We start from the raw sequence: 13,205 nt of genomic DNA, 5'->3' as shown, positions 1-13,205 counted from the left end.
TGCCTTCCGGGCCGCCGCGAGGCGGCCCCCCTACCCTACGGAACCCCCATGCCCAAACCCCGCGCCGCCTATCCGCTGCACTGGCGGCTGATGGATTTCACCGAGTCCGTGGCCGACCGGCTGTTCCCCCGGTCGCTGTCGCGCTTCACCGGCTGGCTGATGATCGCCCCGGCGCTGCTGCTGGTGGGGATATTGCTGGTCGGGCTGGTGCAGATCGCAGACGCCTCGCTGCACACGCTGGACCGCAAGACCTTCCGCACCTCGGAGGCGTTCAGCCTCGACAATTACCGCACGGTGCTGTCGCAGGGCGTCTATCTGACGGTGCTGTGGCGCAGCGTGCTGGGCGCCGTGCTGGTGACGCTGTTCACGCTGATCCTGGCCTTTCCCTACGCCTACGTCATGGTCCGCACCCGCCACGCCAGCCTGCGCAAGCTGCTGCTGATCGCGCTGTTCCTGCCGTTCTTCATCGGGCAGGTGGTGCGGGCCTATGGCTGGCTGATCATCCTGGGCAACGAGGGCATGGTGAACGACGCGCTGGCGCTGGTGGGCGTGCCGGTGCAGCGGCTGCTTTACAACTATCAGGCAGTGATTTTCGGGCTGGTGCAATACATGCTGCCCTTTGCCGTCCTGATGCTGGCCCCGGCACTGACCGCGATTCCGCAGGAAACCGAGGCCGCCGCCGGGTCGCTGGGTGCCAACTGGGGCCGCACGATGTGGCATGTCGTGCTGCCGATGGCGCGGCCCGGCCTGATCGGCGCCGGGCTGGTGGTGGTGACGCTGACCCTGACAGATTTCGCGATGCCCGCCATCCTTGGCGGCGGGCGGCAGGATTTCGTGGCCAACACGATCTACGACCAGTTCTTCCGCACCTCGGATCAGGGGGTGGGGGCGGCGCTGACGCTGATGCTGGTGGCGCTGGGGTCGCTGGTGGTGGGGGTGATCTTCACCCTGTTCGGCGCGGGCACGCTGGCGATGGGGCGGGCGCGGCAATGAACGTAAGCCGGTCGCAGATTCTGGTGATGTGGGGGCTGGTGGCGCTGGCGCTGGTGATGCTGTCGGCGCCGACCGTGGTGGTGATCGGCGCGTCGTTCACCTCGGGGCGGATGATCGCCTTTCCGCCCGAGGGTTTCTCGCTGGAATGGTATGCCCGCATCGCCGCCGCTGCCGACCTGCGGCAGGCGTTCGTGCGCTCGCTTTATGTGGCCGCAATCTGCACGGCGGTGGCGCTGCCGGTCGGCACGCTGGCGGGGCTGGCGCTGACCAAATACCGGCTGCGGTTCGAGGGCGCGATCCAGATCTACCTGCTTCTGCCCTTCACCGTGCCGCTGATCGGGTCGGGCATCGGCATGATGCTGGCCTTCGGCAAGGCGGGGATGCTGGGCCAGCTGTGGCCGCTGGGGGTGGCCTGCGCGGTGATCAACCTGCCCTTCATGATCTGGGCGGTGACCGGCAGCGCCGCCGCCCTTGACCCCGACCTTGAACTGGCGGCGGCCAATTGCGGCGCAGGAAGGGTGCAGACCTTCGTTTCCGTCACCCTGCCCGCGGTGATGCCCGGCATCATCACCGGCTCGCTTCTGATGTTCATCCTTGCGATGAACGAGTTTCTCGTCAGCCTGCTGCTGGTCGATGCCCGCATCGTCACCCTGCCGGTGCAGATCTACAACTCGATCCGCTCGATCATCACGCCGGACCTTGCGGCGATCTCGGTGGTGTTCATCGTGATGGCGGCGCTGGTGATTGCCCTGCTCGACTGGCTGGTGGGGCTCGACATCTTCCTGAAATCCAAGTGACCGAGGGCACCCCGATGAAACCCGTGAATTTCCATGTTCTTGCCGACCTGACCGCCGCGCAGCGCGCCGCCCTGCTGAAACGGTCCGAGGCCGACCTTGCGACCTATCTGGAACGCGCCGCCCCGATCATCGAGGCGGTGCGGACCGAAGGCGACGCCGCCCTTGTGCGCTTCGGCCAGACGCTCGACGGCGCCGCCAGCCTGACGCGCGAGACGCTGCAGGTGACCCCCGCCGAATTCGACGAGGCGTTCACGCTGGTCTCGCCCGAAATCGTCGAAGCGATCCGGTTCGGCATCGACAACATCCGCAGCTTCCATCAGGAACAGGCGCCCGAGCCGATGTGGATGAAGGAAATCCGTCCCGGCGCCTTTGCCGGCGACCGCTTCACCCCGATCCGGTCCGTCGCGCTGTATGTGCCGCGCGGCAAGGGGTCGTTTCCCTCGGTCACCATGATGACCTCGGTTCCGGCCGTGGTGGCGGGGGTGCCGCGCATCGCGATCTTCACCCCGCCCGCGCCCGATGGCCGGGTCGATGCCGCAACGCTCGTCGCGGCGCGGCTGGCGGGGGTGGAAACCGTCTACAAGGCCGGGGGCGCGCAGGCGGTGGCGGCGGCGGCCTACGGCACCGAAACCGTGCGCCCGGCGCTGAAGATCGTGGGGCCGGGCAGCCCCTGGGTGGTGGCCGCCAAGCGCCTCTTGGCCGACATCATCAACCCCGGCCTGCCCGCCGGCCCCTCCGAGGCGATCATCTTTGCCGATGACACCGTCCATGGCGGGCTGGCGGCGCTCGATCTGCTGATCGAGGCCGAACACGGGCCCGACAGCTCGGCCTGGCTCGTGACCCATTCGCGCCGCGTGGCCGCACAGGCGTTGGAGGCCCTGCCCGGCCACTGGGCCGCGATGACGCCGCAGCGGGTCGCGTTTTCCAACGCGGTGCTGGGCGGGGCCTCTGGCGGGATCATCCTGACCGGGTCGGTTGAGGAAAGCTACGACTTCATCAACGACTATGCCCCCGAACATCTGGAGATCCTCTCGACCGAACCCTTCGAGCATCTGGGCCGGATCACCGAGGCCGCCGAGGTGCTGCTGGGCATCCACACCCCGGTGTCGATCGCCAATTTCGGGCTGGGGCCGAACGCGGTGCTGCCAACCTCGCGCGGGGCGCGCACCTGGGGGCCGCTGTCGGTCAGCGATTTCGTCAAGCGTTCGTCGATCGGCCATGTCACCGCCACCGCCTACCCGGCCTTTGCCGATCAGGCGGGGAAGCTGGCGCTGTATGAGGGCTTCTCGTCCCATGCCAACGCGGTATCCGCGATGCGCGCGCCTTACCTCAAGCGCGGCTGACCCGGTGTCGCGCACCGCCGAAATCCGCGCCCTTGCGGCGACCGACAGCGCCGCCGCCATCGCCGCGCTGACCGCGCTGCTGCGCGACCTGTTCGCGCTGGTGCCTATAAATCTGACGATCAACCACGACCAGTATTCGCTGAACTCGCTGAACGGATTTTTCGACGCGGGCGGCAAGGGCTACTTCTTCAAGTTCCATCAGGAGGAAGGCGAGGCCGAGATGCCGGGCGAATACTATCGCGCCGACATCCTGGCGCGGGCGGGCCTGCCGGTCGACCTGCCGCTGCTGGCCTCCACCCTGCCGGGCGAGCAGATCCTGGTCTATGCCCGCCGCAGCGACCCGCGCTTTTCCGACGTGCTGCGCGCGCTGGATCTGGCGCCCGATGCCGCCGCCGCCACCCGGGCGCTGGAGGCCGAGGCCGCGCTGAACGACCACCTGCTTTCCGTGGCGCAGGCCAGCCTGACCGCCATCACCCCCGCGCAATCGGCCGCCGAGCCGATTCACCGCCTGTTCCACCAGCGCCTGACCGACCCGGCAACCGGCCACTGGCCCGGCGGCAGGCTGGCGTCGTTCTATCTGGGCCGGACGGTCGATCTGCCGGGCGCAAGCCTGACGTGGGACGCCTTCGCCACCGCCCGCCCGGTGCTGAACGGCATCGAATACCGCGACAGCATCGCCACCCTGTTCGCCGCCGCCCACGCCCGGCTGAACCCCGCCCGGCTGGCCGATGCGGGCGGCATCGTGGCCCATGGCGACGCGCACAATGCCAACGTCTGGTATGAACGGCGCGGGCCCGGCGATGCGCTGGTGCTGTTCGACCCGGCCTTTGCCGGGGCACGGGTGCCCTCGCTCATGGCCGAGATCAAGGCGACCTTCCACAACGCGCTGGCGCATCCGTTCTGGCTGTATGACAGCCCGCTTGCGACCGACCGCTTCCACTCCACCGCCCGCCACGACGGCACGCACCTGCACATCGACACCGACTTTGCCCCCAGCCGATTGCGCGACGACCTGCTGGCAGTCAAGGCCGACCGCTACTGGCGGCCGTGGCTGGCGACGCTGGCGCGGGCGGGGATGCTGCCGCCAGACTGGGAAAGCGTGATGCGGCTGGCGCTGTTCCTCTGCCCGACGCTGGTGATGAACCTGCGCGCAGGCGGCGGGGCGCACAGCCCGACCTCCAGCGCGATCGGTTTTGCCGTGGCGCTGGCGGCCGGGTCGCCCCCGCTGGCCGGCCAGGACCGCATGACCCGCTTTTTCGACCGCCTCCGCTCGCCGGCATGACGCAGCACGACCGCATCCTGAACGATGTGCGCGCCAACATCCTCACGGGGGTCTGGCAACCCGGCTTCCGCATCCCGTTCGAGACCGAGCTTGCCAGCCACTACGGCGTGTCGCGGATGACGGTCAACAAGGTGCTGACCCAGCTGACCCGCGCGGGCCTGCTGCAACGGCGGCGCAAGTCGGGCACCGTGGTCTGCCTGCCCCGCGTGCAGTCGGCGGTGATGGAGATCACCGACATCGAACGTGACATCACCCGGCTTGGCCGCCGCTATTCCTACCGGCTGCTGTCGCGCGAGGTGCGGCCCGCCACCCCCGACGACGGCCTTGGCGAGGCCCGGCTGCTGGCGCTGACCTGCCTGCACTGCGCCGACTCCCTGCCCTACTGCCACGAGGACCGGCTGATCAACCTTGCCGCCGTGCCCGAGGCCGAGGGCCGGGATTTCACCGCCGAAGGGGCAGGCGGCTGGCTGCTGCGCACCACGCCATGGAGCGGCGCCGAACACCGCGTCAGCGCGATCGGCGCCGGCCGGGCGCTGGCCGGGGCGTTGCAGATCACGCCGGGAACCGCCTGCCTCGTGGTTGATCGGCGCACCGAGTTTTCCGGCACCGGCGTCACCCGGGTGCAACTCTGCTATCCGGGCAACCTGCATCAGATGGTGGCGCGGTTCTCGCCGCAGTCCGACTAGCCCCGGCCAGCACGGCCCCCAGCGCCCGCACCGCCATCGCGGTGGTGACAAGCCCGGCATGGTCGGCGTAAAGCGCCCCGGTCGCTCCGGCGGCATCGGTGCAGTCGGGGTCGGTCACGCGCAGGGTGCGGCTGGGCGGCCAGCGGCCGTCGCTGCCCTGACAGGCCAGCAGGCCCGCCACCAGATCCCCGGCAGCGTCGGCCTGCCAGTGCAGCGCAATCTCCAGCGCAAGCGCCAGGTCCATGGCGGTATGGATCGGATGGGCCAGGGGCCGGGCCGGCGGCGGCAGGTCAAGCCCGCACGACGCCCCCAGCCGCAGCCAGGCGGCGGTGGCATAGAACGGGCCGGGCCACCAATAGGCAGGCCAGAAGCCATCATCGCCGCGCATCCGCCGGGCATATGGCGCAATCCCGCCCGGCAAGGGCTGCCCGCAGGCCCTGAGCGCCAGCGCCGCGACGGGGGTCACGCAGGCGTGGCCGCGCCCCCAGCCCAGCGGCCCATGAAAGGTCGCAACCCCGCCATCCGGCCGGACATGGGCCGCCAGAAAGCCCGGATCGGCCGGATGGGGCGGCCTTCCGAGCGCCGCCGCCAGCAGCAGCCCGGTCGCCGTGCTGTCGGCATCGGCGGCCACGGCACGGTTGAAGCCCAGCCCCGCCGGGCGGCAACGGCCGCCGGTCAACGCCGACTCTGCGGCGGCGGCGGCGGGCCGGGCCGACGGCTCCACCGCCGCAACCCCGGCCAGACACAGCCCGACCAGCGCCGTGACCCATTCATCCGACACCCCCACCGGCAGGTCATAGTCGCGCCACAGCCCGCCCGGAGCCTGATGGCGGCACAGCGCCCCGGCCCCGGCCCGCAGCGCCGCGGCGATCAGGTCGCGGTCCGGCGTCATGGCGGGGGGGCGGGCTTGAAATACAGGTTGAGCCGGGTCTGCCCGTCCGCCCCCCGCCCGATCCCGACATAGGAAAGCCGCGCAAAGCCCGAAAGCCGCGCCACCGACGTGTCGGGCCAGTTTACCCCCAGCGCGGCCGCCGCGGCGCGGCTGCGGTGAAGCGCGACCGCCGGCGGCCAAAGCTCCGGCATCGCAAGGTCAAGCTTGGCATCGCCCAGCAGTCCGGTTTCCGCATCGAAAGCCGCTTCGATCACGAAGCCATGCAGGCTCAGCCCCGGCCCGCCCTGCATCAGCGCCGCCACCGCCGACAGCAGCCGGGAGTCGGCCAGCATCGGCAGGGCCGCGGCCAGCGCACCCTGCGGCGGCGCGGCGCGCAGGCGGCAATGCAGCTTCAGCCGGCGCTGCCCGCCCCGCACCTCGATCCCGACCGAGGATGGCACCGCCACATCCGCCAGCGCCGCCAGCGTCGGGCCGATCTCGCCTTCGGCAGCGGCGCAGGCGCGAAACGCCGTGGCGGCCCGCGCCCAGCCTTCGGCAGCGGGCCGGGCCGCGGCATCGACATAGATCGCCCGCCCCGGCCCGCCGATCTCGGCACCGACCCAGAACGCGCCGTGCGCGAAATCCGCTGCGGGCAGGGCGGCATCCGGCCCGCAGTCCGCCAGAAGCCGGTCAAACTCCGGCCAGGCCCCGGCCGCCCCCTGCGCCGCCAGATCGCGGGCCAGCGCGCGGCGGGCGCGGTCATGGCGCAGTTGCGCGGGGCCGGGCCCCAACGCCGGATCGAGGATCACCCGCCACCCCGCCCTGTCGGCCCGCAGGCCCAGGCAAAGCTGCAACGGCGACCCGTCGTGATTCAGGCCCGAGACGCCGCACCCGCCATCCAGGGCATAGCGCGCCAGCACCGGGCCAAGGTGGCGCGCCAGCCACGGGTCGGCCGCAGCCGCCGCCGCCGCCGCGAAGGCGCGCCCCAGCGCCGGGCCACCCTGCCCCGGTTCAGCGCGGCTGGATAAGGGCATGTCGCACCATTGCCGCGATGGTCCGGCCCAGCGTGATCAGCGCCACCCCTGCCGCCGCCACGACATCGACGATGACCACCGCAGCCTTCACCTCGGGGTCCGCCATGCCATAGCGGGCAAAGCCGATCCACTCCGGCGCGGTGCTGGTGACGTTGGAAGACACCTTGAACCCGATGTCGACCGCATCGCCGATCTTCTGCGCCTGGCTCTTGGTGGTGTCGTTCACCAGCGCGATCAGCTCCAGCACATAGAGCGCCACGAACATCGAGGCATGGATGATCCCCCAGACCCCGACAATCCCGTTCTGTGCCGTGTTCACATAGGCCGCAGCCCCCGGCGGCTTCTTCACCGCAAGGCCCAGATCGCCGGCATCCATCGCGAAGGGCAGCCATTGCAGCGACCAGATCGAAACCTCCAGCGCCGCCGCCGAATTCGGCGGATAGCTGTCATGGATCGGATAGGACGCCAGTTGCGCCACGAACTCTCCCACCACGATCGGGGTCATCGAAACGGTGGAAAAGCCCGGGTCCAGCACCGAAACATTGGTCGAATCCTTGAAGGCCACGCCGCCGAACCACACTGCGACCGACACCGAGAAGATGAAGCCCTGCGCATAGGCCAGCTTGTCCTTCCAGTCGGGATCGTCGGTGCCTTCCAGCGCCGCAAACGCCTCGGCGCGGCGCGGCGTCAGGCCAGACCGGATCGCGCTCGGCAGGTGGTAGAACCCGTAGTCCTGCCACGTCTGCGTCATGAACTTCGTCTCGAACGCCGCCGAGAACGGGGCGCTGCCCTGGAACAGCTTGTTCAGGATCGTCAGCGGCACCGCCCCCGCCAGCGCGAACAGGTTGAGAAAGCTCAGCTTCGACCCGTCGCCCGCGCAGATGAATTCCTCGTAGAACCAGGTGAGGAGCGGCACATCCAGCCGGGTGTCCACCATGTCGGTGACAAGCTGATACGACGCGATCAGCAGATCCAGCACCGCATCTGTCACCGCCTTGGCCACGTCTATCGCCATGTCGAGCGAGGATTTCAGCACGGTCAGCAGCGTCGCCATGATCTCGTTCATGAAATCGTCCGAGGCCGAGGCATAGGCGGTGATCGCGGTCTGGTTGTTGGTCCTCAGGGTCGCCACATCGGCGCCTGCCCCGCCGACGATCCCGGTCGCCGCGGTATCCAGCACCGCGGCCGAGGGCGCGTTGGTCACGTTGCCCGGGGCCTGCATGTTTGATTCGGCGACGTTCTGGTTGACGTAATCCGCCTGAACCGAGGGCGGCTGGTTCAGCGCCGCCCCCTCGCCCTGATCGGCCGCCGTGCTGGCGCCAAGCCGGGCAATCGCCTGATCGAAATAGGTGTCGACCGTGGTCCGGGCATCGTCGAACATCGCGTCGGCGCTGGTCTTCATGTCGTTGAGGCAGGCGAGCCCGAAGGTGCTGGTTTCCTGCATGAACCTGTAAAGCACCCGGTGGGTGCGCAGGATGTCGGCCGGGTTGAACAGTGCCGACAGGAAGTCGATCACCTTTTCCAGCGCCACCCCGATGGCGCGGAACATGCCGACCACGAATTCCGCCGCCTCGACGACCGTGGCCACCACGAAGTCGAAGAACTTCGTCACCCCGTCGGCCACGTAGGCAATGACCACCCGGACCCCTTCGACGATGCTCTGGCCGATCGAAACCACCCAGTCCACCACGTTCAGCACGCCCGCCACGAACTGGTCCCAAAGATCCGAGATGCCGTCCAGCCGTTCCTCCGTTGCGCCATCGGCACCAAGGGCCGTCAGCATGTGCGGCGAGGCCATCCGGGACATGATCGCCGCCCCAGCCTGCGCCTGCGTCAGCGGCGTGAAGCTGCGGCTCTGCACGTCGAACCGGAAATGCGGCACCGGCATGAAGGTCGGAATCACCACCCGCTCCACCGCCACATCCTGCGCCAGATAGTGGCAGCGCAAGAGATCGCTCTGCGGCATCAGCAGCGGGTTTTCCATCTCGACGGGCAGGTAGTTCTCGCGCTCGGGCGCGCCCGGCGCATCGGCCCGCAGCACCACCCGGCGCGAGGTCAGCGACCTGCGGCGAAGCGGCGTGCCCGGCGCGCGATACATCTCGTCGGCGGGTTGCATGTCGTGCTGCACTGCCGCCGCCATCACGTTGCTGACCGTCGCCGCCACCGCGTCGGCCTGTGCTGCGGTAAAGACCGCCGGGGCCAGCAGCGGATCGTCCACGTCCTGCAGGTCGGCCCCGCTGACCTGCGACAGGGTGAAATGGATCTGGCGATCCAGCGGCACCAGGATGCTTTCCCCGGCCTCCATGAAATCGGCATGAACCTTCAGCAGCGGCGCCACCAGGCTGTCATCCTCCAGAAACAGCGCGACATTCAACTGGTTCAGGCTGTTGGTCTGCAGGGTGACCGGCGTTGCGGGCCCGATGGCGACCGACCGGCCCTGCGTATGGATCGTGGTCGCGACATCGGTGCTCAGCGTCAGCGCCGCCGCCTGTCGCTGCCCGTCCGAGGCGCGCGGCGACAGCGCCACCCGCAGCGCCTTGACCTCGGTCGGCGGGGCCGACGGGTTGGCGGCATCAAGGTGGAAATCCTGCATCAGCCTGACCTGCACCGCCATGAAAGGCTGCCCCTCGGGCACGAAGTAGAAGGCCGGGTCGGTGAACAGCACCGGCCCCTGAAAGCTCAGCGTGTTGCCCTTGCCGGAGCTGTCGGCGCCGGTCTTGTCGTCAAAGCCGTATAGCGCCACCAGATTTTCGCGGTCGATGGTGACGACGTGGTAGATGTTCTGGTCGATCTTCCACGTCTGCAGCGCCACGTTCCACAGGCGGAACTCGTCGATCGAACCGGCAAAGAACTGCCGCCCGGTCTGCGCGCCGACCAGCGTCGTCGCCCCGATGGTCAAGGGCAGGTTGCCGCTGACGTTCAGCGGCGGCACCCCGTTGATCTCCAGTTGCAGCACCTGCGGCACCCCGTCGAACAGGATCATCATGTCGACCCCGACCCGCACTGCCGCGATGTGGTGCCAGCTTCCGTCAAAGGTCGCGGGCGCAACCTGCGTCGTGGCCGTGACGCTGGAGCCTGCGTTGAACGTCACCAGCTCCAGCCGCCCGTCGGGCAGCACGAACAGGCCCCAGCCCGCCCCGGTGTTGACATCCGATCCCATCTGCGTCGCCACCGGCCCGCCCCCGGTGGTCAGCACCCAGGCCTCGATGGTGAAATCGCCGGTGCCGAAATCATAGGCCGAAACCCCGGGCGCCTGGGCATAGGCCGAGGTTCCGTCGAATTGCGCCGCGTAGGCGGTGACATCAGTCATGTCCGATGCTCCGGTTTGTTGATCGAACGGGCGGCGCTCCGGCAGCCCTTCCGCAAGGAAAGTCAGGGGTTGACGACGGTCACGACGCCCTTGGCTCCGGGTGGTCCCGCAAGCCCGGCGGCCGCCCCCGCGCCCGCCATGCCCGAGGTGCCGGGCGGCGTTCCCGCGCCCCCTGCCCCGCCCGCGCCACCGGCACCGCCCGGGCCCCCGTTGCCTCCGGCGCCGCCCGCCATGCCCTTGCCGCCCCCGGCCCCCGCTGCGGCGCCCGCAACCCCGGCCCCGCCCGCGCCACCGTTGCCGCCATTGCCCCCCGCACCGCCGTTGCCCCCGGCCCCGCCGCTGACCTTCAGCGAGAACGCCCCCTGGATGTCACCGAACCGCAGCACCGCGTCCTGTGACGGCATCCCCGGACCGCCGTTGTTGCCGGGCGTGCCCTGTTGCCCCGGCTGGCCCCCGCCGGGCGGCACCGCATCCCTGGTGACATTGCCGCGCCAGTCCTTTTCCGCGGGTTTTCCGGGCGGTCCGTCCGGCCCCGCGACGCCCGCGGCCCCGGCCGCGCCAACGACCCCGTCGGTGCCGCCGATGGTGATGCTGTAGACATTGTTGGGTTGGGAGACCGACATCAAACGCTCCTTTTCCAGAAGATGTGCGTGAGGGTGCGGCGGGGGCTTACCCCCGCCCCGGCATCCGACGCCCTGTGCCGGTTCATGCGAAGGTGATGGTGCCTTTCGTCCCCGGCATCCCAGGTGCGCCCGGCGGTCCGGCGCTGCCGCTGGCCCCGGCCTGGTAGCCTGATGCCCCCCCGGCCCCGCCCGCGCCGCCAAGGCCGCCGACCCCGCCGACCGACTGGTTCGCCACACCCTGAATCGCCGTCGGCGTCGTCGTGTAGATCGTGATCGTGGCCCCGTTGCCGCCGTTGCCGCCGGCCCCCCCGGCGCCACCGTTGCCGCCCTGGCCGCCCGCCCCCTGGTGCTGGCCGCCGTTGGCATTGCCCCCGGTGCCGCCCGCACCCCCGGCGCCGCCATTGCCGCCCATCCCGCCGGCCCCGCCGCCGACCTGCAGCAGCAGCGTGCCCTGGATCTCGCCCAGATGCAGCGTGGTGTCATTGGCCCCCGACCCGTTGCCACCCGCAACGCCCGCCACCCCGGGCTGGCCGGTGCCGCCGGTGCCGCCCGGTTGCTGCGATCGGGTCTCCGACCCCTTCCAGTCCTTTTCCTGGCTCTGGCCGTTCGGGCCCTGCCCCCCGGCCCCGCCCGCCCCCGAGGGCGGCGAATCCGGGCCGGTGGCGCCGCCGATGTTCATCTGCCGTGGCGTGTCGCTGACCATGCCCGCCCCCTAGTTCACGATGACGGTCTGAACCGTCATCGACAGGTTGACGAAGGATTCGATGTTGGCCCCCGGCCCCTCGAAGATCAGCTGATCGGCGGTCACGACCTTGGGCGTCGAGCCTTCGAACACCAGCGTCTGACCCGGCGCGATCTTGATCACCGAAGCGGCCACCAGATGCACCTCGAACGGACCGAGGTGCTTTTCGATCGCGGGCAGCAGATGCGCCGCCGCCGCGCTGTCGCCAAAGACATACTGCCGCGCCGCCGCCGAAAGCTGGTCGGGATCGGTCGTGTCGGCGGCGATCCGGGCAAGGTCCGCCGCGGCCACCAGCTTCACGCCATGTTGCTGCACGGTCGCATCCGGGTTGCCGATCCAGGTCTTGATCTGGGCCAGCGACGGGCTGGAAACCGTGCGGACCGGGAAGGGCCAGGTGGCAGGGTCGTCACCGATCACGATGCGCGTGCCATCGGATCTTGCGGCAAGATCGGGGGTGTCGATTTCGGCAGGAAGGCCGAACGAAGCAAGAACACCGCCGACAAAGTCGGACGCGGATGCAGCCATCTTCTTGATCTCCCTTTGGTGGAATGCAGCGTCGGAAATGGAATCACTCAGCTTGCAATTGAGTGTGCCAGACAAAACCGCCTCTGCCAATCGGCAGAAACGTGCGGTAGCAACTACCTGTCAAGTCCTTTTCCGGCAAAGCTTTTCCGATAAGAACCATCGCCGGGGGCCTTCAACCTGCGGCATATCAGGCCCTACCGGACCCGCCGGTGCGCCGCGCCGCGTGGCGGATGTCAGCCCCCGAAAGCCTGCCCGGCGCGCACCGTCACGCTGCGGATCGTGGCATCCTGCGCCTGCACGGCCGCAAGCACCTGCGCCAGATGATGGGTGGTCACGAACACCGCATGGAACCGCGTCGGGGCCAGCAGGTCGAACACGCCGTCCGCCTGCCCCGCCTCGACCAGCGGGCGGAACCACGCGGTGAACAGCGCCGGGTTTTCCGCCATCAGCCGCCGCTGCGCCCGACCCCACAGCGTGTCGCCCGGCTCTGCGTCGGGGGCGGCACCGGCCGGGCGGAACGGCACGACATTGCCCGCCGGTTCCGCCGCGGCCTCGGGGGTCATGCGCGAAACGAAGTCCGGCCCGACGGCAGGCCAGTCGTCCTGCGTCGCCCGCAGGATCGCCGCGATGTCCAGCCCGTGCACCGCCACCCGGCCGCGCACCGCCGCGTGCCGCTGCACCAGCCACCCCAGCGACCGCAACCGCGCGACATCGCGCTTGACGGTGCGTTCGTCCACCGCCCACAGCCGGGCCATCTCGCGCTGGCCGACCGCGATTTCGTCGGTCTGCCAGTTGTAGCGCGCGACGATCAGGGTGATCAGGCGCAGCACCAGGCGCTGTCTGTGCTTGTCGCCCTGGCAGGCATGGGTGCCAAGCGCGGTCAGCAGGTCGTATTTCGCGGCAGAGGCCGCCCGCCCGACGGGTTTGCGCTGTTTCATCGCCGCTCCTCTCGCCGGGGCGGACCCGCGGCTTGCCTCTGGTGGACTCTGTCGGTCCGTC

General features: G+C 69.8%; 12 protein-coding genes. 5 read left to right on the top strand and 7 right to left on the bottom strand.

Annotation, left to right across the window (positions count from 1 at the left end; translation table 11 throughout):
* Positions 1–48: 48 nt before the first annotated feature.
* Genes RNZ50_00810 through RNZ50_00790 form a run of 5 tightly spaced genes read left to right on the top strand, consistent with a single transcriptional unit; the run spans position 49 to position 5,101 of the window.
* A complete protein-coding gene (locus RNZ50_00810) occupies positions 49–993 on the top strand; it encodes an ABC transporter permease (GenBank protein MDT8853593.1) in 945 nt (314 codons plus the stop codon).
* Positions 990–1,790 (top strand): ABC transporter permease, encoded by an 801-nt coding sequence (locus RNZ50_00805; protein MDT8853592.1) that lies wholly within the window; start codon positions 990–992, stop codon positions 1,788–1,790. Before RNZ50_00810 ends, RNZ50_00805 begins: the two co-directional genes overlap by 4 nt.
* 14 nt (positions 1,791–1,804) lie before the next feature.
* A complete protein-coding gene (gene hisD / locus RNZ50_00800; protein MDT8853591.1) occupies positions 1,805–3,133 on the top strand; it encodes a histidinol dehydrogenase in 1,329 nt (442 codons plus the stop codon).
* Between the two features lie 4 nt (positions 3,134–3,137).
* On the top strand, positions 3,138–4,415 hold the full coding sequence (locus RNZ50_00795; GenBank protein MDT8853590.1) for a hypothetical protein: 1,278 nt from the start codon (positions 3,138–3,140) through the stop codon (positions 4,413–4,415).
* Positions 4,412–5,101: a UTRA domain-containing protein gene (locus RNZ50_00790; protein MDT8853589.1), complete on the top strand. Its 690-nt coding sequence runs from the start codon at positions 4,412–4,414 to the stop codon at positions 5,099–5,101. Before RNZ50_00795 ends, RNZ50_00790 begins: the two co-directional genes overlap by 4 nt.
* Here RNZ50_00790 and RNZ50_00785 read toward each other — a convergent pair.
* The 7 genes from RNZ50_00785 to RNZ50_00755 all read right to left on the bottom strand — a co-directional run bounded on the left by RNZ50_00785 (position 5,028) and on the right by RNZ50_00755 (position 13,144).
* A complete protein-coding gene (locus RNZ50_00785; protein MDT8853588.1) occupies positions 5,028–5,993 on the bottom strand; it encodes a hypothetical protein in 966 nt (321 codons plus the stop codon). The two genes, RNZ50_00790 and RNZ50_00785, sit on opposite strands and share 74 nt — an antisense overlap.
* The gene (locus RNZ50_00780; GenBank protein MDT8853587.1) at positions 5,990–7,006 is read right to left on the bottom strand and encodes a hypothetical protein; all 1,017 of its coding nucleotides are present in this window, start codon (positions 7,004–7,006) and stop codon (positions 5,990–5,992) included. The genes RNZ50_00785 and RNZ50_00780 overlap by 4 nt, the downstream gene beginning before the upstream one ends.
* Positions 6,984–10,316, bottom strand: coding sequence for a LamG domain-containing protein (locus RNZ50_00775; GenBank protein MDT8853586.1), 3,333 nt, complete (start codon positions 10,314–10,316; stop codon positions 6,984–6,986). Before RNZ50_00775 ends, RNZ50_00780 begins: the two co-directional genes overlap by 23 nt.
* Positions 10,317–10,378: 62 nt before the next feature.
* The gene (locus tag RNZ50_00770) at positions 10,379–10,939 is read right to left on the bottom strand and encodes a hypothetical protein (GenBank protein MDT8853585.1); all 561 of its coding nucleotides are present in this window, start codon (positions 10,937–10,939) and stop codon (positions 10,379–10,381) included.
* 82 nt (positions 10,940–11,021) lie between these two features.
* The gene (locus RNZ50_00765) at positions 11,022–11,642 is read right to left on the bottom strand and encodes a hypothetical protein (GenBank protein MDT8853584.1); all 621 of its coding nucleotides are present in this window, start codon (positions 11,640–11,642) and stop codon (positions 11,022–11,024) included.
* A gap of 9 nt (positions 11,643–11,651) precedes the next feature.
* A complete protein-coding gene (locus RNZ50_00760) occupies positions 11,652–12,206 on the bottom strand; it encodes a hypothetical protein (GenBank protein ID MDT8853583.1) in 555 nt (184 codons plus the stop codon).
* Positions 12,207–12,439: 233 nt separating this feature from the next.
* Entirely contained in the window at positions 12,440–13,144 is a 705-nt protein-coding gene (locus RNZ50_00755) for a hypothetical protein (GenBank protein ID MDT8853582.1), read from the bottom strand.
* Positions 13,145–13,205 lie beyond the last annotated feature (61 nt).

This window comes from Paracoccaceae bacterium Fryx2, from assembly GCA_032334235.1.
GTDB lineage: Bacteria > Pseudomonadota > Alphaproteobacteria > Rhodobacterales > Rhodobacteraceae > JAVSGI01.
This window is presented reverse-complemented; position numbering and strand designations above follow the sequence as displayed.

What these genes read in the sequence shown, in the direction of transcription:
- RNZ50_00765 (MDT8853584.1), bottom strand. Translation starts at nt 11,642, where the DNA reads ATGGTCAGCGACACGCCACGGCAGATGAACATCGGCGGCGCCACCGGC.
- RNZ50_00755 (MDT8853582.1), bottom strand. Translation starts at nt 13,144, where the DNA reads ATGAAACAGCGCAAACCCGTCGGGCGGGCGGCCTCTGCCGCGAAATAC.
- hisD (MDT8853591.1), top strand. Translation starts at nt 1,805, where the DNA reads ATGAAACCCGTGAATTTCCATGTTCTTGCCGACCTGACCGCCGCGCAG.
- RNZ50_00780 (MDT8853587.1), bottom strand. Translation starts at nt 7,006, where the DNA reads ATGCCCTTATCCAGCCGCGCTGAACCGGGGCAGGGTGGCCCGGCGCTG.
- RNZ50_00805 (MDT8853592.1), top strand. Translation starts at nt 990, where the DNA reads ATGAACGTAAGCCGGTCGCAGATTCTGGTGATGTGGGGGCTGGTGGCG.
- RNZ50_00785 (MDT8853588.1), bottom strand. Translation starts at nt 5,993, where the DNA reads ATGACGCCGGACCGCGACCTGATCGCCGCGGCGCTGCGGGCCGGGGCC.
- RNZ50_00760 (MDT8853583.1), bottom strand. Translation starts at nt 12,206, where the DNA reads ATGGCTGCATCCGCGTCCGACTTTGTCGGCGGTGTTCTTGCTTCGTTC.
- RNZ50_00810 (MDT8853593.1), top strand. Translation starts at nt 49, where the DNA reads ATGCCCAAACCCCGCGCCGCCTATCCGCTGCACTGGCGGCTGATGGAT.
- RNZ50_00790 (MDT8853589.1), top strand. Translation starts at nt 4,412, where the DNA reads ATGACGCAGCACGACCGCATCCTGAACGATGTGCGCGCCAACATCCTC.
- RNZ50_00770 (MDT8853585.1), bottom strand. Translation starts at nt 10,939, where the DNA reads ATGTCGGTCTCCCAACCCAACAATGTCTACAGCATCACCATCGGCGGC.
- RNZ50_00775 (MDT8853586.1), bottom strand. Translation starts at nt 10,316, where the DNA reads ATGACTGATGTCACCGCCTACGCGGCGCAATTCGACGGAACCTCGGCC.